This window comes from Streptomyces sp. ADMS, from assembly GCF_033441795.1.
Taxonomy (GTDB): domain Bacteria; phylum Actinomycetota; class Actinomycetes; order Streptomycetales; family Streptomycetaceae; genus Streptomyces.
This window is the reverse complement of sequence record NZ_JAVFVX010000049.1, coordinates 18,448-41,058: the sequence shown is the minus strand read 5'-3', so window position 1 is coordinate 41,058 and position 22,611 is coordinate 18,448. Positions and strand designations below refer to the sequence as shown.

Here is a 22,611-nt window from a genome sequence, read left to right as displayed (position 1 = left end):
CCAAGTGTTCACGGCGGGGAGATAGTGGCAAGCGTGATTCCGTCCCCGCCCTTAGGAACAGACGCCGCCGCGGACCGCTCCGGTCACGGGGCCGCAGCCGTGCTGCGCCCCGGTACGGCGGCCGAGCGCCGGTTCCGCTTCGAGCTGGCCGCCCATCCGGGCTCGCCCGCGCAGGCCCGCCGCCTGACGCGCGCCCGGCTCACGGGCTGGTCGGTCTGCGAGGACACCTGCGACACCGCGGCCCTCGTCGTCACCGAGCTGGTCACCAACGCCATCGTGCACACCGCGAGCAGCCACATAGTCTGCGAGCTGCACGACGGCGACGAACTGGTGCGCATAGCCGTGCGTGACGAGGGGTGCGCGCCCGACGTGCCCCATCAGTCGCCGTACCGCCCGGATGACGAGCAGGGAAGGGGACTGCTCCTGGTCGAGGCCATGTGCAGGGCCTGGGGCGCCCAGGAACACGGCCCCGGCCTGCTGGTCTGGGCGGAACTGGCCCGGGCGGCCGACGCGGGCGCCGCCGCACACGACGGCACGGCGGCCCACGGCGACCTCGGCTGGGGTGCGCCGCCGCCCCGCCCCGGCACGGCGGGCGACCCGGAACCGGAGCCCGGCGACGACACACAGGCGCACCACGGGCAGCACGGGCGTCACAGGTTCCAGAGGAACGCCACAACGGGGACGGGGACAGAGGCCGAATGGGTGTAAGGGGCACGTCCACGGGGGGCCGGGTCATCAGCATGGACACGTTGCTGCGCGTGAAGCGCGGTCTACAGGGTCCGCCCCACCGTGGAACCCCCCTGCGCCTTCCGATACCGGACGGCATGACCGCCCCGCTGGGCTGCGACGCGGTGGCGGTGCCCGCCCGCTTCGGCCCCCAGGTGCTGCCCCGGCTGCCACGCCTGGGCTGCGTGTACGCCGACGCGGATAACTGGTGGTGGCTCGTCCCCGCCGACTCCGACTACGCCCTGGAGTGGCCGGCCCCGGCGCACTACGCCACGGGAGCGGTCGTCCTCGACGTTCCGCGCGTCCCGCCGCTCCTGCACCGGCCGCACGACACCCTCCCGTACACCCCGCCGATACCGCTCTACCTCGCCCTGTGCCAGGTGACGGGGACGACTCCCACCTGGTCGAGGCCGATCAGCGCCTGAGCCCGCCCCTGCTCGGGCCAGGGCATCGCCGACGTCACTCGCCTATGCCCCCGCCCCTGACGATCACCAGGAACGCGTCCGTCGCGAGGTCCATGACGACCTCCGCGGCCTGGCCCTCCAGGCGCCGCGCCTGAGCGAACTCCTCCGCCGGCCAGGAACCGCGCGGCCCGCCGGCGGGAAAGCGTTCGAGCACCTTTCGCCCGTTCACCCTGCACCTCCATGTAGCGCTGATCTCATAGAGTTAAACGCTCATCATGGGGAAAAGGCCTCGCCAAGTGACCGTACTGAGACGTTGTTGACACTCATTCACGAGCAGATGTGAGGATGATCTCATCCTGTTACATCCCCTACGCCGTCTTTGCCACCCTCTGTATCAGTCCTCGTACGCGTCGTGATGGCGCACGCGTCCGCTGCCCGTGGGCGCCGTCCCCAGAGGCCCGGCCGCGGTCCCGCAGGAAGCAGCTCACGCCAAACCGCTAGACGACCTCTCCCTCGCTCTCTGACGTCACCAGGAAGTCGCGGGGAAGTTGTCCGTGCGACGAGTGCCAGGGCACCGTCCACCCCATGCGCGCCTTGAACGGCAGGAGCCGGGTGTACGGCGCCCGGGACACGACCGCGAACGAGGCGTCGCGTGCATACAGGTGCGCCAGATGACCGACGCCGTCGAGGAACTCCGAGTAACCGGGGCAGCCCGCATCCCACTCGGGGGCGAACATGAAGTGGTGGACGACGAGCCGGCGGCGGCCCTCGAAGAGGTCCAGCAGCGTCGCCCTGCCGTCGCCGCCCTCGAACACGTACTTGTCGTCGACCTCGACCATGGGCAGCCCGCGCCGTTCGGCACCCAGCGCGTCACGCGCGTGACGACCTTCTCCTTGACCAGCAACGCCTCGCGTTCCGCCCGCCATTCGCCGCGCGAAACGATCCGCGGAAGTGTCATCGCCCCTCCAGGCCCCGTTGTGGAACGGTCCGTTCTCAGGGGTGGACCGGCGGGAAGCGCGGAACTCATCGCCGCTCAGGGCGCCCGCATCCGCAGCCCGGCGCGCTCGCGCCGTTCGCCGAGTTCGTCCAGGAGTTCGGCCAGGTGCTGGGTGTGCCGGCGGGTGAGGCGTCCGGTGTCGTCGCGGTGCACGGCACAGGCCGTCGCCGTGTCGACGAGTCGTTCGAGCGTGGCGGCGACCTCCTCCGTGCCCTCGGTGTGCCGTGCCAGGGCGGGCAGTTCGGCCGCGGAGTGCGCGATGGCCGTACGGGCCTCGGCGAGCGTCCGATAGGCCTCGCGGCGCAGCACCCATCGCGCCTGCCGGTCGTCGGAGCCGCTCATCACATGCTGGAGGTACGCCTGCGCGGCCTCGCCTGCGCGTGCCAGCCGCGCCCGTACGCCCCCGCCGCGCTGCCCGGGCATCGGCAGATGACCGACGACGAGTACGAGGGCACACGCGACCAGGGTTTCGAGGATCCGGCTCCAGGATGCCTGGGGCTCACCGCCCACCATCACCAGGGCGAGCACGAGCACCGTGACGACGGCGGTCTGGGCGGCGAAGTGCCGGGTGGCGACGGGAATCAACGCGCCGCTCACGGCGACGAGCGCGACAAGCCCCTCGGGCCGCGGCAGCACGGCGGCGAACCCGGCGAAGACGACGGCCCCGAGGACGGTCCCGGCCGCCCGGCACAGGACGCGCGAGGCGAGCGGACCGAGGTCGGGCTTGACGAGGAAGACGGCGGTGGCCGGAATCCAGTACCAGTGGGCGTGGTTCATCGCCTGTGCGACGGCCGCGCCGGCCCCGAAGCAGAGCGCGACCCGCAGCCCGTACTCGCGCCCGCCGGAATCGACGGCCGTACGGAGCTGGGCCGCGACGGTACGGCGCCGCGTGTGCAGGTCGTCCGTGTCACCGCCCCGGTCGAACGCGTCGGCGGCGTGCAGCAGCGCGTCATCGAGGGCGCGCAGCCCCGGCGCGGAGCGGGCGGGGGCGGGCAGTGGTCCGGTGTGCGTGTTGGTCCGTACGGCGGCGGCGAGGCGGCGGGGCCCTTCCGCCACGCGCGTGTGGAGGGCGTCCCCTGCCCAGGCGAGGGCGGTCGCGGCCTCGGCGAGGGACAGCGCGGCGGCGTACTGGGTGCGCAGCCGTCGCTCGTCCGCGGAACTGGCGTACTGGCGCAGACGGGGTCCGCCGAGGGCGTCCTGGGCGTGGTCGAGGGCGGCGGTGAGGGCGGCGCGCCGGGTGCCGGCCTCGTCCGTACCGGCGGCGTCGAGGAGTTGGGCGACGGCGTCGTACACGGCGGCGACCGCGGCACGTTCCCCGTCGAACCGGAAGTCACCGGCGCCGGAGCCGGGCGTGGGCAGCGCGAGCCGCAGGACGAGCAGCCAGCCGGCTCCCGCGACGAAGAACAGGGCCCGTTCCCAGCCCGGCTCGGGCAACGGCATCCCGGCTCCGATGGCGGCGGCGACGAGCAGTTGCGTACCGGCGCCGGACGCGACGGGCCCGATGGCGCTGATACCGCCCGCGAGGAGCCCGAGGGCGGTGAGGAGAAGGGTCAGCGGGACGGCTCCGAACTGCTGTCCGGCGTAGGTCCCGACGGCCAGCCCGAGCGCTCCGCCCGACGCGGGCACGCCGAGCCGCCTCACGGAGGAACGCCGGCTGCCCGGCCGGTCGTTGATCCCGGCGAGCATGGCACCGAGTGCGGCGACGACCCCGAGGGAGATGCGGTCCGCCAGCACGCCGGCCAGCAGCAACGGCCCGGCGGCCAGGGCACCCCGGATGACCGCGTTCCAGGGAACGGGCCCGCGTTGGGCGCGCAGCGCGTGGGCGAGCCAGGGCGGCAGGGCGAAACGCGGGCGCGTGCTGCTGGGGCGTGGCACAGGGCTCCTGTCGGGCGAGGGCGGGGCTTGCGATGCCTTCGGGCGACGTCGGCCGGGCTGTGGCCTCCACCGTAGATCGGAGCGATGGAGGAGATGGGACGCGAGTATTTCGGGGAGGTGACGGTCTGCGGGTAACCCGCGTTCTTTATGAACGCAACGGCGGTGAGGCGGTGATGCCGTCCGTCGACGCCCGCACGAGCGGCCCCTCCCTCCTCGTAGGCCGGCGTACGTCGGCTCCTGACCCGGGTACGGCTCGGGCGATTGTCAGTGGTGGGCGCTTCAATAGGAGATGTCGTCACAGAGTGTCACGGCACAGTTACGGGGGGAGGTAGCCGTGGTTTGTCATGCCGGCGATCAGAGCTACGAGGACAGCCAGCGGCATCAGGGCGGTCAGAGCCATGAAGAGGACGGACAGCGGTACGTCTCCCTGGCGGGACTGCGGGCCCGCGGGTGGACCGGCGGGATGGTGCAGCGGCTCCTTGGCACACCGGACCGCCTCAGCGTCAATCCGCGGCTCAGGGCGGCGCCGCAGGTCCGGTTGTACCGCGTCGAGCGGGTCGATGCGGCCGAGCGGACCGACGAGTTCCGGAGGGATGCGGAGTCCTCGGCGCGGCGGTCGGAAGCAGTGCGGAACGCCGTGCGGCGACGGCGGCTGGAGGTCCTGGAGCGGATCAGGACCGAGCCGATCGAGGTACCGCGTCTGGATCCGGGCAAGTTGGCGCTGCGGGCGGTGGAACACCGGGCACGACGGGAGACGGCGGCCAACTGCCCGATCGAGGTGACCGACGGCGATTCCGCACCGGACAACCACATCGGCCGCGCTTCTCTCACCCCTTGGAAGGTCGACTACCTACAGCATCGGATGAGCCACTACGACCAGCTCCTGGACGGTCTGCCGGGAGGTGAGCGGGACTCCGGCCGTGCCGAGGCCGAGAAACTGCTCCACCGGCGGATCTGCGCCGCCATCGCCGAGGCGTATCCACCACTTGAACAGGAGTGCGACAGGCGAACACATGACCAATGACCGGGTCCACCGCCAAGGTGAATCCCCCGGTGAGATGCCTTCCCGAGCCGGACGGGCGCACCACCCGTGTCCATACGCTCCGGCCATGGAAGATGATCTCGCCCTGCGCGTGCACGAACGACTGTCGGCCTGCCCCGGCCTTCGTCCGGTCGGGCCCGCCGAAGGACACCGGTTCGGGCTCTGGGACCTGGCCTCACTCGCCGAAGGCGCCCTCGGCGAGTGCACCGACCCGGACTCGCTCACACCCTCGCACGAGAAGCGGTTACGCATCCGGCTGGGGGCGTCCGGACGGGAGTACGAACACAACGACGATTACTGCAGGAGGTACTGGATCCGGGACCCCTTCAAGGACAGGGAAGGCGGGCGGCCGAGGGGGCCGCTCGGGACCGTCGCCGTCGACACCTGGCCGAGCGGCGTGGGGTCGCTGCGCGTCTCGTCGCTGTACGTCCATCCCGTGGCCCGGCGACGCGGCCTCGCCTCGTCGACGCTGGACACGGTGTACGAGGCGTGCCGCGCCGAGAGCCTCCACGGCTTCCGCCTCGACACGTGCTGGACCTGGCAGCGGAGCGTTCGCTACTACCTCAACCGCGGCCTGTGGGTGACGTCGTGGAAGCACGCGCTCGGACTGGCCCGGCTGTCGTATCTGCCTCGGTACGAAGTCACAGAGAACCAGGGCGAGTTGACGTTCCTGGCGGCGAATCCGGACTTGTGCGCGCCCGGAGTCATGGTCCCCCTGCTCGTCGCCGATGCCGTCGACGGCCGGTTGCGGCTGCGGGAGACCGAGCAGTACGCCCGGGTCCGCGACGAACTGAACGCCGTCCGGTACTACGCGCGGTCGACGCTGGCACTGCACCTCGCTGTGCGCGGACTGCCCTTGGTGAGAGGAAAGGAGCAGTGGGCCGAGGCGGTCGCGGGCCGCTGGTGCGACATCGGCGACCCGGAGGGACTGGCACGGAAGATCGAGGTCTTCGAGGGGGCGGCACGCGAGAAGGGCTGGCGACTGACGGGCCTGTACGGCCGGTCGACGCGCTCACGCCACGACTGACGCCCCAACGGCGACGCCGGAAACCACGGGCGCCCCGGTTTCCGCTGAACCCAGGTGCGTTCGGTACGGCACCTCTGACAGGCTCCGCCCCTGTGACCCTCACTCCCCCCGCCTCGAAAATCACTCTCCGCCGTGCGCTGCCCGACGATGCCGGCGCCGCGGCCGACGTACTGCTGCGGTCCAGAGCCGTCGCCCTGCCGACCGTCGCCTGGCCCCGACGGGACGACGAGGTACGCGACTACTTCCGGGACGTGGTGGTGCCGCACCGCGAGACCTGGGTCGCGGAGGCGGCGTACGGGGGTGAAATCGTCGGCGTGATGGTGCTCGACGGCAACGAGGTGTCCCAGCTGTACCTGCACCCGGAGTGGCGTGGACACGGCATCGGTGACCTCTTCGTCGCCCTCGCGCAAGAACGTGGCCCGAACGGACTGACCCTGTGGACCTTCGAGGTCAACAAGCCCGCCCACCGCTTCTACGAACGTCACGGCTTCGTCGCCGTCGAGCACACGGACGGCAGCGGAAACGAGGAGCGGGAGCCGGATGTGCGGTATGCCTGGCAGCCGTCCCCCTCGTAGAGGCGGCCTCGCAAGCCCGGCCCGGGCTCACGAGTGTGCGTTGCGGGCGAGTTCGAGGGCGCACATGGGCCGCCACTGCCCTGCCGCCGGATTGCCCCGGCAGGTTCCGTCGGACTCGCCGGGCCGTCTGATCCAGAGGCGGACGTCGAGCCGCGGCCGACCGGTGACCGTCGTGGGCGGTGCCCCCGGGCCCGGCGTCGGCGGATGGCACCAGTACGAGCCGGGTGCCGTTGCCGTTGCCGCTGGTGTCCTCGACGTAGCGCTTCCCCGGACTCTGCGGTCACCACCGACCGGCAGCGCGCGGCCCCGCCGAGCCGCCCCCGTTCCCAACTCTCGGGCACCGGCTTCGCACAACTCCGACGTCCGCACTGCTGGTGCTCCATAAGCCCCCAGGGTCGGCGAAGATGGGCCCATGACGAAGACCGAACCGTTCGGAGCGGTGCGCGAGCGGGTTTTGGCGGCCCTGCGGGAGGAGATCATCGCGGGTCGACTCGGCCCCGGCGACCGGCTGGTCGAGCGCGAGCCGGCCGAGCACTCGGCGGCGGCCCGGGCCCCCTTCCGCGCGCCAAACCGGGCCTTGGCCGCCGAGCGCTTCGTCCTCTTCGCGACCCCGCGACGCACGGCCGTACGCCGCCTCACCCCGGCCGACGTGGCCGAACTCTGCAAACCACGCAAGGCGTTGGAGGTCTACGCGTCCGGCCTCACCGCGTCCCGCGCCACCCCGGCGGACCTGGCGGAGCTCCTCGACCGGGCCGCCACGGCGACCGCGGCGGGCGACGCGGAGGCGATCACCGGCAGCAACACCCGCCTCCGCGACCGCATCCCGACCCGTCCGCCAACAACCCGCTGATCTCGGTCATGGAACCGGCCGACGGCCGGCTTCGCCCGCTCACCCGCGGCAACGAAAAGGGGCCCCAAATCCTCACCGAACACCGCGAGTTGCATGAGACGCTCGCATCCGGCAACCCGGCGCGGGCCCGCGCCCACGCCCTGACCCACGTCCCGGCCAACCACCGCTCGACGGTACTGCACCTCTTCGGGACGGAGAGCGAGCTGTGACCGCCCGTACGGTGATCGGCGCCGCCCGCACCCGCCCCTGCACTCTGATCGTCTGCCGTGGCTGCTGTTGCGGCGACCCGCGCAAGTACCCCAGCTACGACCACGACTGGCAGCTGGACCGGCTGCGTGCGGCAGCCTCGGCCTCCGCCGGGCGCCTCGCGGTCCGTACGACGGACTGCCTCGGCCCGTGCGACCAGGCGAACGTCATCGTCGTACAGCCGTCGGGCGAGGGCCGCGGACGCGGCGGCAAGACCGTGTGGATCGGCTGGTCGATGGGCGACGACTGCACCGACGAGATACTCCGCTGGGCGGAGGCGGGCGGCCCTGGCGTCGCCCCTCCCCCACCCACGTTGGAGCTCCAGTTCGTACAGTCCGCCGGCGAACGCACCCGCGCCCGCCGACGGTAGTCGGCTCAGCGGCGGACGGCGTACCGGTCCGTGGCCGCCACCAGCTCGTCCACCATGCCCGGCGCCCCCGCGTTGTGCCCCACCTCGTCGACGACGATCAACTCGCTTCCGGGCCAGGCGTGATGGAGCCGCCACACCGTGCCGAGCAGATTCCCGGGGTCGAGGCTGCCCTGGACGAGGGTGCCGGGAATGCTGTTGAGCCGGTGCGCGTCGCGCAGTACGACGCCTTCCGCGCCCTGGTTCCCCTCACCCAGGAAGTGGTCCTCGCCCCAGTAGTGGGTGACGGTCCGGGCAAAGCCCATGCGGAACACCGGGTCCTCGTAACGCGGTACGGACCGGGGCGGTGCCGGGATCATGGCCGTCTCCCAGTCGGTCCACGCCCGCGCGGCCCGCGCCCGTACCTCGGGGTCGGGCGACTCCAGCAGCCGGTTGTACGCGGCGGCCAGGTTTCCGTCCCGCTCGTCGTCGGGCACCTCGGCGCGGAACTTCTCGAACGCCTCGGGGAACAGATTCCCCAGTCCTCTGGTCAGCAGGGCAACTTCGGCGTCGGAACCGGTCGCGACCGCGGTGAGCACCAGCTCGGACACGACCTCCGGATGCGTCTGCGCGTACCGCAGCCCGAGCACCGACCCCCACGACACCCCCCACACCAGCCACCGCTCGATCCCCAAGTGCCGCCGCAGCAGCTCGCGATCGGCGATGATGTGACCCGTCGTGTTGACGCTCATGTCGGTCTCGTACGCGCTCGCGTGCGGTGTCGAACGCCCGCATCCGCGCTGGTCGAGCAGCACGATCCGGTACGCGGCCGGATCGAAGTACCGCCGGAAATCCGGACTCGCCCCCGACCCCGGCCCGCCGTGCAGCATCACCGCCGGCTTGCCCATCGGGTTGCCGCAGACTTCCCAGTGGACGCGGTTGCCGTCCCCGACATCGATCATGCCGTGGTCGTACGGTTCGATCTTCGGATACAGGCCCATCGGAACAACGTAACGTGCGTGCACCGGTCCGGCCGCACCAGTTTTCCCTGCCCACGAAGTCACTGCAGAGCCCTCACCGCTGATGGGGGAGGTCTGCTGCGGTCGCCGCGTCCCGCAGCACCTCCCGGAGCATCGCGGGCGTGAGGCGGCCGGTGAAGGTGTTGCGCTGGCTGACGTGGAAGCAGCCGAAAAGCCGCATCCCGCCGCCGAGCGTGACCCGCGCCCCGTGCGCGAAGGCGGGGCGCGGACGCGGCACGCTCCAGCCGGCCGCGTCGAGGGCGGGCAGCGTCGCCTGCCAGCCGAACGCCCCGAGCACCACCACGGCCCGCAGTGTCGGCCGGAGCAGCTCCAGTTCGTCCAGCAGCCACGGCCGGCAGGCGTTCCGCTCCTCGGGGGTGGGTTTGTTGGCGGGCGGGGCGCAGTGCACGGGCGAGGTGACGCGTACGCCGTACAGTTCGAGCCCGTCGTCGAGGGCCACCGAAGCGGCCTGCGATGCCAGCCCCACCTCGTGCAGCGCCGCGTACAGCACATCGCCGGACCGGTCTCCGGTGAACATCCGCCCGGTCCGGTTCCCGCCGTGGGCAGCGGGCGCCAGCCCGACGATCAGCAGCCGCGCATCCGCCGGCCCGAACCCCGGCACCGGCCGTCCCCAGTAGTCCCAGTCGGTGAAACCGGCCCGCTTGGTACGGGCGACCTCCTCCCGCCAGGCGACCAGCCGGGGGCAGAGCCGGCATCCGGCGATCCGTTCGTCGAGCCCGGTCAGCCCGGCCGGATCACTGGTGTCCATGAGCCCACGGTAGAACGGTGGACGAGAGCCGCCCTCGGAATCGCCCGGAACCATGCCCGGGAATCGGGACCGGGACCGGAAGAACGCGCTCGGTCCGCGCGACCTCCGGTACTAAAGTCGAGGGCATGGCATCTGGCAGGGCTTCCGAGGACGCGGACACCGAAGGCAGCGCGCACACCGAAGACGGCACCGCACCGGCCTCCCCGGCGGTGGCCTCGGCCGACGCCGCCCGTCCGGCGAGCGGCGAGACCGTCCGCATCGACAGCTGGATCTGGTCCGTGCGTCTCGTGAAGACCCGCTCCATGGGCGCGACCGCCTGCCGCGGCGGCCACGTACGCGTCAACGGCGAGCGAGTGAAGCCCGCGTACGCCGTGCGCGTCGGCGACGAGGTACGCCTCCGGCACGCCGGTAACGAGCGGATCGTCGTGGTGAAGCGCCTGATCCGCAAGCGGGTCGGAGCCCCGGTGGCCATCCAGTGTTACGTCGACAACAGCCCTCCGCCGCCACCCCGCGAGGCCGTCGCCCCGGCCGGCATCCGCGACCGCGGCACCGGCCGTCCGACCAAACGCGACCGCCGCGAGATGGAACGCCTACGAGGCCTCACCGGCCCGACCGGTCCCGACGACACCGCGTAAGGGCCCGCCCTCGTGAGGCCCGCAGGTACGCGACACCGCGTGGCCCCGCGTGTACGGCAGGCACGACGTACGGCCGGGTCCCCCACGACCCGCCGTACACCGACCCCGTCACGCCCGTCGCCGCACCAGCCGCAGCAGCTCCGCGTTGTGCCCTCGGCGGGCCCAGGCTACGAGGGTGAGCGGCACGATGAGGATCAGCGGTGTCGCCGCGTACTGCCCGTCGAAGACAGCGACCTGCACGACGAACGCGCCCACCATCAGGGCACCCAGCGCCATCGCGGCCACCGACTGCAGCACCGGAACCAACAGTGCGACGGCTCCCGCCAGTTCGAGCAGCCCGGTGGTGTACATGCCGGCGCTGCCCCAGCCCATTTCGTCGAAGGACTCGGCGGCCGACGGGTGCGCGATCAGCTTGGGCAGTGCGCTCGCGAACCCGTAGAAGAGGGCGAGTACCACCTGAAGCGCCCGCAGCGCGATCCAGGCGCGCCACCCACGCGCGGAGACGGGCCCGGCGGAAGTGACGGGGGTGGTGGAGCCGGCGGAAGTGAGGGATGTGACGGGAGCGGTGCTCTCGGGCATGGAGGTCCCCTGTGTGAAGCGGTTCGCGTTTCTGTCACAGAGGTGGACCTGCCGCCGGCCCGGAACTCATCGCCGCCCGGCGGGACTTCTCAGACCACGCCAAGCGCCTGGTGCGGCCCGCTGGGAAGCTCCACCTTGACCGTGTCGCCGGGGCACACCTCGCCTCCTTCCGTCACGACGCTCATGATTCCGGCCCTTCGGACGACGTTCCCGGCGTCGTCCCGTCCAGCCACCTGTTTCAGCAGGCCGTCCTGGAAGCGGTCGATCTGCCGGCAGGGATTGCGCAGACCGGTCACCGTCAGCACCGCGTCGTCGCCGATGTGCAGCAGGGTGCCGACCGGAAGCGCGAGCAGATCGACACCCCGGGTCGTGATGTTCTCGCCGAGTTCTCCGGGCGCCACCTCGAACCCCTCCTCACCGACCTCGGCGAAGAGCTCCTCGTGTATGAGGTGGACCTGGCGCAGATTCGGCCGCGTGGGGTCCTGCGCCATGCGCGAGCGATGCTTGACGGTCGTCCCGGCGTGCACGTCCCCCTCCACACCGAGCCCGGTGAGCAGTCTGACGCTGTCCTGGTTCGGCTTGCTGAACGAGTACCCTGCGTTGCTGCTGACCGCCACGACTGTGCCACTCATCCCTCGAAATCCCCTCGCTCGCGCAATCCGGTTCGCTACACGTTTCCCCTACCCACTCACCGCCCTCACCCAGACCCCGTCCTCCGTCAGATACCGTTCCACCCGCAACCCGGCTTCGCCCAGAGCCTCCTCGAACTGCTCCCGTGTCAACGGCCGGGCCAGGAAGGTCTGGGTCCATATCGCGTCCTGAAACTCATACTCCGCGCGCACCGAGTTGACGCCGTCTCCGACCGGCTCCGACGACACCAGCCGGATCGTGAACCCGGCCGGGTCGACCCGCTCACGCGGCACGTTCACGTGGTAGTCGGCGCCTTCTCGCTGGATCAGCACGTGGCCACCCTCCGCGACATGCCGGGCGCAGGTGCGCAGCAGCCCCTGCCGCACCTCGGTGTCCCCGGCGTGCACAAGGAACGACGCGAGCATCACCACGTCGAAGGTCTCGCCCAGGTCGAGGTCCTCGATCGGGCTGCATATCGTGCGCGCTCCCCGGACGCGCTCCAGCATCTCGGCCGACTCGTCCACCGCCGTGACCGTGAAACCGCGCTCCAGGAGCGGGTGGGTCATACGTCCGACGCCGCTGCCGAGCTCCAGGATGTGCGCACCTCCGGGCACCGCCGCGGCGATGATGTCCGGCTCGTCCCCGATCGACAGCCGCGAGTAGAGCTCGACCGCGCAGCCGTCCGGGGTGATCGCACCGGGGCCGGTGCCTTCATACCCTTCACGCATTTCCCGTCTCATGCCCGCACAACGGCCCGTGCCCGCACGGCCGTTCCCGCCCTCAGCCTGTTCACCCGTTCGAGTCAAATCGTCGGCAGGGGGAACCATCCGTGGCCGATGTACCAGTGGCCTCCGGCCCTCAGGTGGTCCCCGACGGCCCGCTCCACCGTGGTCCGCCGGGGCAGCCCGGCCACCGGCAGGTCCGGATTCCCGAACACGAACTGGACCGGTTCGGTGTCGACGGGTTCGCCCGCCTGCTCCGCGATCCGGAAGCGTTCCTGGAAGCGGACGATGTTGGAGTCCGCGCCCAGATACCGCTTCAGCTGCGGATCCAGCAGCCAGGAGTGACAGACCCCGGCCGAGTACCGCTCCCCCGGAAAGCGCCGCGCGAAAAGGTCCAGGGCCAGTGCGAGGGACCGGTCGCAGGCAGCCGGGGACAGCGGCCCGTGAAAGTCGGGTACGTGCAGGCTGAGACACATCGCGTCGGCGCCCGGGGCCGCACCGGTCGCGGCGAGCAGCCCCGCCGTCCGCTCCCCCACACGCGCCCGCTGGAACTGCAGCCGCCCCAGCTGGAACAGTTCGCCGTGAAAGTGCAGCGCGAGCCATCCCGGGGCCTGTACACCGCCCCGGCCGTACCTCCTGCGGTACACCGCCATGTTCCGCCCGAGGTCGGCGAGGGTACGGCGGGTCACCTCGGGCGGGATCCCGAGGGCGTGGTGGTGGGCGCGTACGTACGGAAGCGCCGCGACGAACACGTACACGGCGAAGTACCGGCCCGGCGTCCCCGGCTCCTCTCCCGCCCGTCCGTCCACCTGCCCGGTGAACAGCTCCGCGATCCGTTCGCCGGGCCAGGGCGCCGCCCCGCCGATCCTGCCCATGTCCCGGACCAGTCCCTCGACGCACTCCTCCAGAAGCCGCGTCGCGCCGGGGTCGCGGGTCAGCAGCCGTCGCAGTGCGACCAGTTCGTTGATGTCCTCGTGGGGTACGGCCAGGTCGAGCAGGATCTCGGGAAGGTCGTCGGCATCCGGCAGCACGGTGTGGCTCTCCCCCGTCGTCTCAGCGGCCGGCGGTCCCGGCCCACGGCCTTTGGTGAACGTCCGGAGCGAAGAGTACGTTGCAGGAAGGAGTAGTGGTCCCGATGCGTACAGGCAGTGAGCCGAGAACAGCTCGCAGTGCCCTGCGGGCGCGTCTCTGGCTGAGCGTGTGGGGGCTTGTCTGGGCGATCGCGGGGACGGCGGCGTTCGCGCTGGCCGGGCGCCCCGGGTGGGCGGCTGCCTGCGGCGTTCTGTGGCTGGTCGCCACGGTCGACCTGTCCCTGATCCTCCGGCACATCCGCCAGGGCCCGCACTACCAGCCGGGCGCGGACATCCCGCCGTACCGGCCGCCGAAACAGCACAGCCCCTGATAAGCCGCGCGCGGGTGCGCACCCGTTGTGGACTCGGGCCACAGCCCTCGAACCTTCAGGACTGCGAGTCGAAGCGTGCCGCTTCCAGATAGCGCGGGTTCGGGTCGAGTGCCGCCGCCAGCCGGAAGTGGCGCTTTGCCTGGTCGGGGCGACTCTGACGCTCGTAGGTGCGAGCGAGCGCGTAGTGCGCGAACGCGTTGTCCGGCTCACGCTCCAGGACGATGGTGAACTCCAGCTCGGCGGGACGCAGTTGGGCGGCGGCGAAGAAGGCACGCGCGCGCAGCAGCCGGGCGGCCGTGTTCTCGGGGTGTGCGGCGATCACGGGGTCGAGCAGTTTGACCGCGCCGCGGGGATCACGCGCGGCGAGCAGTCGCTCGGCCGCGCGGAAGTCGATGACATGCGTCTCCGGAGTCCGTCCGGTCCATCCGCTGGTCTCGGGCACGGCAGAGTCCTTCCCTCACTACGGCGGGTCAACGCCCGGACCCGACACCGCTATTCCTGAGACGGCCGCGCTCTGCGTACAAGATCCGCCCATACATTTGTTACGCGCAGTTCCAGCTCCGCCAGAGGTACGTCGTTGTCGATGACGACGTCCGCGATCTCCAGGCGCTCCTCACGGGTGGCCTGAGCCGCCATGCGCGCGCGTGCGTCGTGTTCCGTCATGCCGCGCAGCCGGACCAGCCGGTCGAGCTGGGTCTCCGGGCTCGCGTCGACGACGATCACCAGGTCGTACAGCGACCTGAGGCCGTTCTCCGCGAGCAGCGGTACGTCGTGGATCACGACGGCCTCCTCGGCCGCGGCGGCTTCCAGGGCGCGGGACCGGGCGCCCACCAAGGGGTGCACGATCGAGTTCAGTACGGCGAGCTTCTCCGGGGCGGCGAAGACGATCGAGCCCAGCTTGGGCCGGTCCAGGCCGCCGTCCTCGGCGAGCACCTCCGTACCGAACGCGTCGACCACCGCCGCGAGGCCTTCCGTCCCCGGTGCGACGACCTCGCGCGCGATGCGGTCCGCGTCGATCAGGACGGCGCCCCGCGCGACGAGCAGGCGCGACACCTCGCTCTTACCGGCCCCGATGCCTCCGGTCAGGCCCACTGTCAGCATGCCGGGAAGCTTAGGGCCTGCCACTGACAGCGGCTGCGACAGGGCGCCCGCGAAGGCTCGGCTCGGGGGGGGGCTCAGCCCTCGCCCTCCCGCTCCGCCAGGAACCGTTCGAACTCCTGCCCGATCTCGTCGGCGGACGGGATGTCGACCGGCTCGGCGAGCATGTTGCCCCGGCTGTCGGCGCCCGCGGCCGCGTCGTACTGGTGCTCAAGTCCCTGGACCAGGGCCACGAGGTCCTCGTCGCCCTCCTGGATCTGGCGGTCGATCTCCGTCTGGGTGCGATGGGCGTCCGTGCGCAGCGCGTGCGCGATACCGGGCAGGACCAGGCCGGTGGCCGCCGTGATGGCCTCCAGGACGGTCAGGGCGGCATCCGGGTACGGGGAGCGGGCGATGTAGTGCGGGACGTGCGCGGCGACACCCAGGACGTCTTGGCCGGCCTCCATGAGGCGGTACTCGACGAGCGACTCGGCGCTGCCGGGGACCTGCGCCTCCTCGAACGGGCTGCGGTGGCCCGGCACCAGTTCGTTGCGGTTGCCGTGTGGGGTGAGGCCCACGGGGCGGGTGTGCGGGACGCCCATGGGGATGCCGTGGAAGTTCACGGACAGGCGGACGCCGAGGCGCTCGATAATCTGCTGGACGGCCGCGGCGAAGCGCTCCCACTCGACGTCCGGCTCGGGTCCGGACAGCAGCAGGAAGGGCGCCCCGGTGGCGTCCTGGACGAGCCGCACATCAAGCGTGGGCACCTCGTAGTCGGTCCAGCGGTCGCGCTTGAACGTCAGCAGCGGGCGACGCGCGCGATAGTCCACGAGCCGGTCGTGATCGAAGCGAGCCACCACCTGGTGGGGCAGCGTGTCGAGCAGCCGGTCGACGATCTGGTCTCCGGTCTCGCCCGCGTCGATGTATCCGTCGAAGTGGTAGAGCATGACAAGACCGGCCGATTCCTGTGCCAGCGCCATGTCGACGACGGCCAGGCCCTTCGGCTCCCATGCGTACAAACCCTGCGGATCAAGCACTGTGACCGCTCCTCCTCGTGTTCGTACTGCACAACGTGGCACGGTGCGCGGGCATTCCCGCCGGCACACCGCTCACAGGTACGACTTACCCGTCCGTGACGCGTATGACCGTCAGGTGGACAGCATGCGCGCATGGAGCAACGGCCGATTCCGGCCCGTCAGTTACCCGGGTGTCGGATATCCCCGTATCTCCTGAGGGGTGCGGCGCGGCGCCGGCATGAGGCTCCGCCGCGTGGGCGCGCCGGGGCCACGAACGACGTGCAGTCGAGCGACGACCGGCAGCGCACAAAGCTGAGGGCCCGCACCTCGTAAGGTGCGGGCCCTCAACTATTGGCCAAGCCTCAGCGGCAGTGATCAGCTCTGGCCGCCGGCCAGCTTCTCACGAAGTGCCGCAAGGGCCTCGTCCGACGCCAGGGCGCCGGACGTGTCGTCCGACTCCGAGGAGTACGAGCCGCCGCCACCGGAGGCGGCCGGAGCCGCACCCGCCGGGCTGGTGCCCTCGGCCTCGGCCTGAGCGTCGGCCTCACGGGACTTGATGACCTGAGCCTGGTGCTGCTCGAAGCGCTGCTGCGCCTCGGCGTACTGGTTCTCCCACACCTCGCGCTGGGATTCGAAGCCCTCGAGCCAGTCGTTGGTCTCGGGGTCGAAGCCCTCGGGGTAGATGTAGTTGCCCTGGTCGTCGTACGACGCGGCCATGCCGTACAGCGTCGGGTCGAACTCGACCGAGGCCGGGTCGGAACCGAAGGACTCGTTGGCCTGCTTCAGCGAGAGGCTGATGCGGCGGCGCTCGAGGTCGATGTCGATGACCTTGACGAAGATCTCGTCGTTGACCTGGACGACCTGCTCCGGGATCTCCACGTGGCGCTCGGCCAGCTCGGAGATGTGGACCAGACCCTCGATGCCCTCGTCCACGCGGACGAACGCACCGAACGGAACGAGCTTCGTGACCTTACCCGGGACGACCTGACCGATCTGGTGGGTCCGGGCGAACTGCTGCCACGGGTCTTCCTGCGTCGCCTTCAGCGACAGGGAGACACGCTCGCGGTCCATGTCGACGTCGAGGACCTCGACGGTGACTTCCTGGCCGACCTCGACAACCTCGGAGGGGTGGTCGATGTGCTTCCAGGAGAGCTCGGAGACGTGCACGAGACCGTCGACGCCACCCAGGTCCACGAAGGCACCGAAGTTGACGATCGAGGAGACGACGCCGGAGCGGACCTGACCCTTCTGCAGGGTCGTGAGGAACGTCTGGCGCACCTCGGACTGGGTCTGCTCGAGCCAGGCGCGGCGGGACAGGACCACGTTGTTGCGGTTCTTGTCCAGCTCGATGATCTTCGCCTCGAGCTCCTTGCCCACGTAGGGCTGAAGGTCGCGGACACGACGCATCTCGACGAGGGAGGCCGGCAGGAAGCCACGGAGGCCGATGTCGAGGATGAGACCACCCTTGACAACCTCGATGACGGTACCGGTGACGATGCCGTCCTCTTCCTTGATCTTCTCGATGGTGCCCCAGGCGCGCTCGTACTGGGCGCGCTTCTTCGAGAGGATCAGGCGGCCTTCTTTGTCCTCCTTCTGGAGAACAAGGGCTTCGATCTCGTCGCCGACCTTGACGACCTCGTTCGGGTCGACGTCGTGCTTGATCGAGAGCTCGCGGCTCGGGATGACACCTTCGGTCTTGTAACCGATGTCGAGGAGAACCTCGTCCCGGTCAACCTTGACGATGACGCCATCGACGATGTCACCATCGTTGAAGTACTTGATCGTCTCGTCGATAGCGGCGAGGAATGCTTCCTCGTCACCGATGTCGTTGACCGCAACCTGCGGAGTGGTGGCGGTGATCTCGGTGCTGCTCGTCATGTGGGAAAGGGCTCCGGTACGGACAGAGAGTCGTAGGTACTGCTTACGCCGGGAGCCCGTTTCGCTCTGCAGAAGGCCGGACAGCCAAGGAAGCGCCACATCCAGGACCCGGAGATCCGGTGGCGCCTCGACAACCGAGGGGACATACATACAGATGCGAGCGCAACCTGCTACGTCTGAGGTGCGCAGGCCCGCAGCGCAACTTGTAGCATACGGGGGCAGCCGGGCAGGGTCAATGCGCGAAGGCGCACACCCGGGGCGGATCGCCGCATAACCGGCACAAGACGTGTCCCAGGAGGCCACGAGGGCGCGGTGACGCCCCATTGGTGACGACCGCCGGGACAGGTCGGACGGAAGAGCCCGCAGACTAATACGAGGGAGCCGATCATCCAAGAGCCCGAATCGTCCGAGCCTGAGGCCACGCGGCGTTCCGCCGGAGTCACCGAGAGCTCCCGGGCCAACCGGGGCTGGTGGGACCGGAACGCGGACGACTACCAGAACGAGCACGGCACCTTCCTCGGCGACGACCGGTTCGTCTGGTGCCCCGAGGGCCTCGACGAGGTGGAGGCCGAACTCCTCGGCCCGGCCGAGGACCTCAAGGGCAAGGACGTCCTGGAGATCGGCGCCGGCGCGGCCCAGTGCTCACGCTGGCTGGCCGCCCAGGGCGCCCGACCGGTGGCCCTGGACCTCTCCCACCGTCAGCTCCAGCACGCTCTGCGGATCGGCGGCAGTGTCCCGCTGGTGGAGGCCGACGCCGGTGCCCTGCCCTTCGCGGACGGCTCCTTCGACCTGGTGTGCTCGGCGTACGGGGCCATGCCCTTCGTCGCCGATCCGGTGCTGGTACTGCGCGAGGTGCGGCGGGTGCTGCGCCCGGGCGGGCGCTTCGTCTTCTCGGTGACGCACCCGGTCCGCTGGGCGTTTCCGGACGAGCCCGGCCCGGAGGGCCTGTCCGTCTCGGGTTCGTACTTCGACCGCACGCCGTACGTCGAGCAGGACGACGACGGCAACGCCGTGTACGTCGAGCACCACAGGACGATCGGCGACCGTGTCCGGGACGTCGTGGCGGGCGGCTTCCACCTGAAGGACCTGGTCGAGCCGGAGTGGCCGGCCTGGAACACGTCCGAGTGGGGCGGCTGGTCCCCACTGCGCGGCAACCTCATCCCGGGGACGGCGATCTTCGTGTGCGAGCGCGACTGAGGCAGCCCGCTCCGCCAACGCCCTCCACGCACGCGTGGAGGGCGTTTTCCGTGGACGTACGACACTGGGGGACGTGATCCGTTACGACGCTCTGGACGTCCTGCCCGTACGCGGTGCCCTGCCCGGTCTGACCGACGCCCTGGACGCGCACGGCACCGCCGTCCTCGTGGCTCCGCCCGGTACCGGCAAGACGACGCTGGTGCCGCTGGCACTGGCGGGGCTGCTGGAGGACGGCGGGCCGGCGCGGCGGGTCGTGGTCGCCGAGCCGAGGCGGATCGCCGCGCGGGCGGCGGCGCGGCGGATGGCGTGGCTGCTGGGCGAGCGGGTCGGCGCGAGCGTGGGGTACACCGTGCGCGGGGAGCGGGTGGTCGGTCCACGCACGCGTGTGGAGGTCGTCACGACCGGTGTGCTGCTGCAACGGCTGCAGCGGGACCAGGAGTTGCCGGGCGTCGACGTGGTCGTGCTGGACGAGTGCCACGAACGGCACCTGGACGCGGACACGGCGGCGGCGTTCCTGGTCGACGTACGGGCGGCGTTGCGCCCCGGGTTGCGGCTGGTGGCCGCGTCGGCGACGACCGACGCCGAGGGCTGGGCCGGACTGCTGGGCGGCGCGCCGGTGGTCGAGGCGGCGGGCGTGTCGTATCCGGTGGAGGTGGTGTGGGCGCCGCCGGTACGTCCCGTACGGCCGCCGCACGGTATGCGCGTCGACCCGGCACTGCTGACGCATGTGGCGTCGGTGGTGCGGCGGGCGCTGGTCGAACGTGCGGGTGACGTCCTGTGTTTCCTGCCCGGCGTGGGGGAGATCGCGCGCGTGACGGGCCAGTTGCGGGACCTGGGACCCGCGGTGGAGGTGCTCCAGGTGCACGGGCGGGCGCCGGCGGCTGTGCAGGACGCGGTGCTGTCGGGCGGGACGGGGCGCCGGGTGGTGCTGGCGACCTCGGTTGCGGAGTCGTCGCTGACGGTTCCGGGTGTGCGGGTGGTCGTCGACTCGGGGCTGACCCGGGAGCCGAGGGTGGACCACGCGCGCGGGCTGAGCGCGCTGGCGACGGTACGGGCATCCCAGGCGGCGGGGCGGCAGCGGGCGGGGCGTGCCGGGCGTGAGGCACCGGGGGCGGTGTACCGCTGCTGGGCTGAGGCCGAGGACGCCCGTCTGACGCGCTTTCCGTCCCCCGAGATCAAGGTGGCCGATCTGACGGCGTTCGCCCTTCAGGCGGCCTGCTGGGGCGACCCCGATGCCTCCGGGCTGGCCCTGCTGGACCCGCCGCCGGGCGGTGCGATGGCGGCGGCGCGGACCGTACTGACGGCGATCGGGGCGGTGGACGCCGCCGGGCGGGCCACGGACCGGGGCGTCCGTATGTCCCGTCTCGGCCTGCATCCCAGGCTGGCCCGGGCCCTGTTGGACGCAGCCCCCCAGGTGGGCGCGGCCCGGGCCGCCGAGGTGGTCGCACTGCTGAGCGAGGAGCCGCCGCGGGAGTACGGCGACGACCTCGCGGCGGCCTGGCGTACGGCCCGGCGCGGGAACGACGCGTATGCGGCCCGCTGGCGGACGGAGGCCCGTCGGCTGCGCTCGGCTGCGCCGGACCCCACACCCGCACCCCGCGTCCCCGCCGACGGCTCCGCCCCGGCCGCCGGGGACGACCGCGCCGTCGGGCTCGTCGCCGCGCTCGCCTTTCCCGAGCGGGTCGCCCGGGCTCAGGGGGGCTCCTATCTGATGGTGTCCGGCACCCGGGCCGAGGCCGGTGACGGTTCGGCGCTGCGGGGCGCGCTCTGGATCGCGGTCGCCGTGGCGGACCGGCCGGTCGGGGCCGGGCACGCGCGCGTGCGGCTCGCCGCCACCGTCGACGAGGACATCGCGCGGTCGGCGGCCGACGCCCTGTACGCCACGGGCGAGGAGGTCCACTGGGCCGGCGGGGACGTTGTCGCCCGGCGGGTCGAGCGGCTCGGGGCGGTGGAACTGGCGGTGCGTACGCTGCGCGACCCCGACCCGGTACTCGTACGCGATGCCCTTCTTGAGGGGCTGCGGGAGGACGGGCTCGGCCTGTTGCGGTGGTCCGCGGATGCCGGGACGCTTCGGCAACGGCTCGCCTTTCTTCATCTGCAGCTGGGTGATCCATGGCCCGACGTCTCCGAAAGCGCCCTTCACGCGCGCGTGGACGAGTGGCTGGAGCCCGAGCTGAGCCGGGCGCGACGGCGGGCCGACCTGGGGCGGATCGAGGCCGCGCAGGCGCTCAACCGGCTTCTGCCGTGGGCCTCCGGGGAGGCCGGCCGTCTCGACGGGCTCGCGCCCGAGCGGTTGGCGGTGCCGAGCGGGTCCAGAATCCGGATCGATTACTCCGATCCCGAACGGCCCGTGCTCGCCGTGAAGTTGCAGGAGATGTTCGGGCTGCAGGAGTCGCCCGCCGTGGCCGGTGTGCCCGTTCTCGTGCATCTGCTGTCGCCCGCCGGGCGGCCCGCCGCCGTCACCGCCGACCTCGCCTCCTTCTGGAAGGACGGCTACAAGGGCGTACGCGCCGAGCTGCGCGGGCGGTATCCGAAGCATCCGTGGCCCGAGGACCCGGCGACCGCCGAGCCGACCCGGTACACGAACGCGCGGCTCAGGCGGTGACCGGCTCGGGGACCGAGGCCTCCATGGGTGCGGGGTCGGCCGGCCTGCGGCCGCGCGCCTCCAGGTAGAGGGCGAGGGCCAGCAGGAGCACGCCCAGGAACAGGAAGCCCCAGGGCAGGTAGGACGTCATCAGCAGGACCAGTCCGCGCTGTGACTTGACGAGGTCGACCGTCGACTGGATGTAGTCCTCGCGCATTTTCACGTGCCCGGAGAAGGCCGTCACCTTTTCGCGCCCGCCCAGGAGACTGCCTCCGCGCAGTTCCTCCTGGTGGATCTCCTCGCCGTAGACGGGCGCACCGGTGACCGGCTCCACCCAGAACCTGCGGACCGTGGTGTACCAGCGGGTCGTACCGGTCGCGGCGACCGTCTCGGCCGTGACGCCCTTGACCGGCAGGTCCTTGGGGAAGGGGACCTTCGTCCACGGGATGGTCTGCTCGAAGTAGTAGACCGACACGCCGCGGAAGTCCTGCGTGCCCTTGTAGTGGATCGGGGCAGTCACACGTGCCTGCGCGTCGAAGTACTCGTAGTCCCGCTTCTCCGTCAGGAAGGGCCACTTGAACTCGATGCCCTGCCGTTTCACCGGATCGCCGTCGACCATCTCGCCGGTGGCGTGGACCGGTTCCTGGGTGTGCGCGTCGAAGATGTAGCGCTCGGGGATCTTCGAGACCATCTTCCCGTCGGGCCCCTGGACATAGGAGAGGCCGTCCCAGACGACCACGTCCCGCCCCGCCGTCCTCTCGATCTTCTCCGAGGCCTCGACGTTGCCCTTGAGGGTCTGCACGATGGTGACCTTGGGGACCTTCACGGCTTGGAACGAGTCGTAGTCGAGAAGGGTCGCGTCCTTCGCCTCCAGGACCATGGCCGTGTACTGGTTCGCCGGGACCTTGGCGAGGCGCGGGAAGGCGTACCAGCGCAGCAGCGGGGACAGCGCCGCGAAGAACACGGCGAGGGCGAGCAGGACCAGGCCGGACCTTCGGCGCATCTCGGCCTCCCT

23 protein-coding genes and 3 pseudogenes are annotated in these 22,611 nt (G+C 71.2%); 11 read left to right on the top strand and 15 right to left on the bottom strand.

Going from position 1 to position 22,611, the window contains the following annotated elements:
- The first annotated feature begins 24 nt into the window (after nucleotides 1-24).
- Together RB628_RS21935 and RB628_RS21930 are read left to right on the top strand one after the other, a co-directional pair.
- On the top strand, nucleotides 25-708 hold the full coding sequence (locus tag RB628_RS21935; RefSeq protein WP_318322208.1) for an ATP-binding protein: 684 nt from the start codon (nucleotides 25-27) through the stop codon (nucleotides 706-708).
- Entirely contained in the window at nucleotides 699-1,151 is a 453-nt protein-coding gene (locus tag RB628_RS21930; RefSeq protein ID WP_318322207.1) for a hypothetical protein, read from the top strand. Before RB628_RS21935 ends, RB628_RS21930 begins: the two co-directional genes overlap by 10 nt.
- 34 nt (nucleotides 1,152-1,185) lie before the next feature.
- Here the strand turns inward: RB628_RS21930 and RB628_RS21925 are convergent, their stop codons facing one another.
- The 3 genes and pseudogenes from RB628_RS21925 to RB628_RS21915 all read right to left on the bottom strand — a co-directional run bounded on the left by RB628_RS21925 (nucleotide 1,186) and on the right by RB628_RS21915 (nucleotide 4,002).
- Nucleotides 1,186-1,359 (bottom strand): hypothetical protein, encoded by a 174-nt coding sequence (locus RB628_RS21925; protein ID WP_318322206.1) that lies wholly within the window; start codon nucleotides 1,357-1,359, stop codon nucleotides 1,186-1,188.
- Nucleotides 1,360-1,524: 165 nt separating this feature from the next.
- Nucleotides 1,525-2,088, bottom strand: a pseudogene (locus RB628_RS21920) (DUF899 family protein).
- Between the two features lie 75 nt (nucleotides 2,089-2,163).
- Nucleotides 2,164-4,002 (bottom strand): FUSC family protein, encoded by a 1,839-nt coding sequence (locus RB628_RS21915; protein ID WP_318322205.1) that lies wholly within the window; start codon nucleotides 4,000-4,002, stop codon nucleotides 2,164-2,166.
- Between the two features lie 334 nt (nucleotides 4,003-4,336).
- On the opposite strand from RB628_RS21915, the gene RB628_RS21910 reads away from it, so the two are divergent.
- The 3 genes from RB628_RS21910 (at nucleotide 4,337) to RB628_RS21900 (ending at nucleotide 6,646) form a co-directional block, all read left to right on the top strand.
- Nucleotides 4,337-5,026: a hypothetical protein gene (locus tag RB628_RS21910; protein ID WP_318322204.1), complete on the top strand. Its 690-nt coding sequence runs from the start codon at nucleotides 4,337-4,339 to the stop codon at nucleotides 5,024-5,026.
- An 85-nt stretch (nucleotides 5,027-5,111) separates the two neighbouring features.
- A complete protein-coding gene (locus RB628_RS21905; protein ID WP_318322203.1) occupies nucleotides 5,112-6,071 on the top strand; it encodes a GNAT family N-acetyltransferase in 960 nt (319 codons plus the stop codon).
- Between the two features lie 92 nt (nucleotides 6,072-6,163).
- Nucleotides 6,164-6,646: a GNAT family N-acetyltransferase gene (locus RB628_RS21900; protein ID WP_318322202.1), complete on the top strand. Its 483-nt coding sequence runs from the start codon at nucleotides 6,164-6,166 to the stop codon at nucleotides 6,644-6,646.
- A gap of 27 nt (nucleotides 6,647-6,673) precedes the next feature.
- Here RB628_RS21900 and RB628_RS21895 read toward each other — a convergent pair.
- Nucleotides 6,674-6,914 (bottom strand): annotated as a pseudogene (locus tag RB628_RS21895) (glycoside hydrolase family 6 protein); the annotation flags it as partial.
- 144 nt (nucleotides 6,915-7,058) lie between these two features.
- On the opposite strand from RB628_RS21895, the pseudogene RB628_RS21890 reads away from it, so the two are divergent.
- Together RB628_RS21890 and RB628_RS21885 are read left to right on the top strand one after the other, a co-directional pair.
- Nucleotides 7,059-7,705, top strand: a pseudogene (locus tag RB628_RS21890) (GntR family transcriptional regulator).
- A complete protein-coding gene (locus RB628_RS21885) occupies nucleotides 7,702-8,112 on the top strand; it encodes a (2Fe-2S) ferredoxin domain-containing protein (protein WP_318322201.1) in 411 nt (136 codons plus the stop codon). Before RB628_RS21890 ends, RB628_RS21885 begins: the two are co-directional and overlap by 4 nt.
- A gap of 5 nt (nucleotides 8,113-8,117) precedes the next feature.
- On the opposite strand, the gene pip is transcribed toward RB628_RS21885, so the two are convergent.
- Both pip and RB628_RS21875 read right to left on the bottom strand, forming a co-directional pair.
- The gene (gene pip / locus RB628_RS21880; protein ID WP_318322200.1) at nucleotides 8,118-9,089 is read right to left on the bottom strand and encodes a prolyl aminopeptidase; all 972 of its coding nucleotides are present in this window, start codon (nucleotides 9,087-9,089) and stop codon (nucleotides 8,118-8,120) included.
- Between the two features lie 73 nt (nucleotides 9,090-9,162).
- The gene (locus RB628_RS21875; protein ID WP_318322199.1) at nucleotides 9,163-9,876 is read right to left on the bottom strand and encodes a uracil-DNA glycosylase; all 714 of its coding nucleotides are present in this window, start codon (nucleotides 9,874-9,876) and stop codon (nucleotides 9,163-9,165) included.
- Nucleotides 9,877-10,001: 125 nt separating this feature from the next.
- On the opposite strand from RB628_RS21875, the gene RB628_RS21870 reads away from it, so the two are divergent.
- Nucleotides 10,002-10,511, top strand: a complete 510-nt coding sequence (locus RB628_RS21870; RefSeq protein ID WP_318322198.1) for an RNA-binding S4 domain-containing protein — start codon at nucleotides 10,002-10,004, stop codon at nucleotides 10,509-10,511.
- Nucleotides 10,512-10,619: 108 nt separating this feature from the next.
- Here the strand turns inward: RB628_RS21870 and RB628_RS21865 are convergent, their stop codons facing one another.
- The 4 genes from RB628_RS21865 to RB628_RS21850 all read right to left on the bottom strand — a co-directional run bounded on the left by RB628_RS21865 (nucleotide 10,620) and on the right by RB628_RS21850 (nucleotide 13,473).
- Nucleotides 10,620-11,090: a DoxX family protein gene (locus tag RB628_RS21865; RefSeq protein WP_318322197.1), complete on the bottom strand. Its 471-nt coding sequence runs from the start codon at nucleotides 11,088-11,090 to the stop codon at nucleotides 10,620-10,622.
- An 89-nt stretch (nucleotides 11,091-11,179) separates the two neighbouring features.
- Nucleotides 11,180-11,722 carry an MOSC domain-containing protein gene (locus RB628_RS21860; protein WP_318322196.1) on the bottom strand — a complete coding sequence of 181 codons (543 nt, stop codon included), beginning with the start codon at nucleotides 11,720-11,722 and terminating at the stop codon, nucleotides 11,180-11,182.
- Nucleotides 11,723-11,770: 48 nt separating this feature from the next.
- Nucleotides 11,771-12,448 carry a class I SAM-dependent methyltransferase gene (locus tag RB628_RS21855; protein ID WP_318322195.1) on the bottom strand — a complete coding sequence of 226 codons (678 nt, stop codon included), beginning with the start codon at nucleotides 12,446-12,448 and terminating at the stop codon, nucleotides 11,771-11,773.
- Between the two features lie 74 nt (nucleotides 12,449-12,522).
- A complete protein-coding gene (locus RB628_RS21850) occupies nucleotides 12,523-13,473 on the bottom strand; it encodes an acyltransferase domain-containing protein (RefSeq protein WP_318322194.1) in 951 nt (316 codons plus the stop codon).
- Between the two features lie 104 nt (nucleotides 13,474-13,577).
- Between RB628_RS21850 and RB628_RS21845 the strand changes: the two genes are divergently transcribed.
- Nucleotides 13,578-13,844, top strand: coding sequence for a DUF6343 family protein (locus RB628_RS21845; protein ID WP_318322193.1), 267 nt, complete (start codon nucleotides 13,578-13,580; stop codon nucleotides 13,842-13,844).
- Between the two features lie 55 nt (nucleotides 13,845-13,899).
- On the opposite strand, the gene RB628_RS21840 is transcribed toward RB628_RS21845, so the two are convergent.
- From RB628_RS21840 to rpsA, 4 genes are all read right to left on the bottom strand, one after another.
- Nucleotides 13,900-14,286 (bottom strand): tetratricopeptide repeat protein, encoded by a 387-nt coding sequence (locus RB628_RS21840; RefSeq protein ID WP_318322192.1) that lies wholly within the window; start codon nucleotides 14,284-14,286, stop codon nucleotides 13,900-13,902.
- Nucleotides 14,287-14,336: 50 nt separating this feature from the next.
- The gene (gene coaE, locus RB628_RS21835) at nucleotides 14,337-14,945 is read right to left on the bottom strand and encodes a dephospho-CoA kinase (RefSeq protein WP_318322191.1); all 609 of its coding nucleotides are present in this window, start codon (nucleotides 14,943-14,945) and stop codon (nucleotides 14,337-14,339) included.
- Between the two features lie 74 nt (nucleotides 14,946-15,019).
- Complete coding sequence (locus tag RB628_RS21830) at nucleotides 15,020-15,958, bottom strand: PAC2 family protein (RefSeq protein ID WP_318322190.1); 939 nt, start codon at nucleotides 15,956-15,958, stop codon at nucleotides 15,020-15,022.
- A 354-nt stretch (nucleotides 15,959-16,312) separates the two neighbouring features.
- Nucleotides 16,313-17,815 (bottom strand): 30S ribosomal protein S1, encoded by a 1,503-nt coding sequence (rpsA, locus tag RB628_RS21825; protein ID WP_318322189.1) that lies wholly within the window; start codon nucleotides 17,813-17,815, stop codon nucleotides 16,313-16,315.
- Between the two features lie 384 nt (nucleotides 17,816-18,199).
- On the opposite strand from rpsA, the gene RB628_RS21820 reads away from it, so the two are divergent.
- Nucleotides 18,200-19,012 (top strand): class I SAM-dependent methyltransferase, encoded by an 813-nt coding sequence (locus RB628_RS21820; RefSeq protein WP_318322225.1) that lies wholly within the window; start codon nucleotides 18,200-18,202, stop codon nucleotides 19,010-19,012.
- Between the two features lie 73 nt (nucleotides 19,013-19,085).
- Complete coding sequence (gene hrpB / locus RB628_RS21815) at nucleotides 19,086-21,617, top strand: ATP-dependent helicase HrpB (protein ID WP_318322188.1); 2,532 nt, start codon at nucleotides 19,086-19,088, stop codon at nucleotides 21,615-21,617.
- Here the strand turns inward: hrpB and RB628_RS21810 are convergent.
- Nucleotides 21,607-22,599: a DUF3068 domain-containing protein gene (locus RB628_RS21810; protein ID WP_318322187.1), complete on the bottom strand. Its 993-nt coding sequence runs from the start codon at nucleotides 22,597-22,599 to the stop codon at nucleotides 21,607-21,609. The two genes, hrpB and RB628_RS21810, sit on opposite strands and share 11 nt — an antisense overlap.
- Nucleotides 22,600-22,611 lie beyond the last annotated feature (12 nt).

Excerpts from the sequence above, each read along its gene's own strand:
- RB628_RS21810 (WP_318322187.1), bottom strand. The coding sequence starts at position 22,599 with ATGCGCCGAAGGTCCGGCCTGGTCCTGCTCGCCCTCGCCGTGTTCTTC.
- RB628_RS21865 (WP_318322197.1), bottom strand. The coding sequence starts at position 11,090 with ATGCCCGAGAGCACCGCTCCCGTCACATCCCTCACTTCCGCCGGCTCC.
- pip (WP_318322200.1), bottom strand. The coding sequence starts at position 9,089 with ATGGGCCTGTATCCGAAGATCGAACCGTACGACCACGGCATGATCGAT.
- rpsA (WP_318322189.1), bottom strand. The coding sequence starts at position 17,815 with ATGACGAGCAGCACCGAGATCACCGCCACCACTCCGCAGGTTGCGGTC.
- RB628_RS21855 (WP_318322195.1), bottom strand. The coding sequence starts at position 12,448 with ATGCGTGAAGGGTATGAAGGCACCGGCCCCGGTGCGATCACCCCGGAC.
- RB628_RS21875 (WP_318322199.1), bottom strand. The coding sequence starts at position 9,876 with ATGGACACCAGTGATCCGGCCGGGCTGACCGGGCTCGACGAACGGATC.
- RB628_RS21905 (WP_318322203.1), top strand. The coding sequence starts at position 5,112 with ATGGAAGATGATCTCGCCCTGCGCGTGCACGAACGACTGTCGGCCTGC.
- RB628_RS21930 (WP_318322207.1), top strand. The coding sequence starts at position 699 with ATGGGTGTAAGGGGCACGTCCACGGGGGGCCGGGTCATCAGCATGGAC.
- RB628_RS21870 (WP_318322198.1), top strand. The coding sequence starts at position 10,002 with ATGGCATCTGGCAGGGCTTCCGAGGACGCGGACACCGAAGGCAGCGCG.
- RB628_RS21860 (WP_318322196.1), bottom strand. The coding sequence starts at position 11,722 with ATGAGTGGCACAGTCGTGGCGGTCAGCAGCAACGCAGGGTACTCGTTC.
- coaE (WP_318322191.1), bottom strand. The coding sequence starts at position 14,945 with ATGCTGACAGTGGGCCTGACCGGAGGCATCGGGGCCGGTAAGAGCGAG.
- RB628_RS21845 (WP_318322193.1), top strand. The coding sequence starts at position 13,578 with ATGCGTACAGGCAGTGAGCCGAGAACAGCTCGCAGTGCCCTGCGGGCG.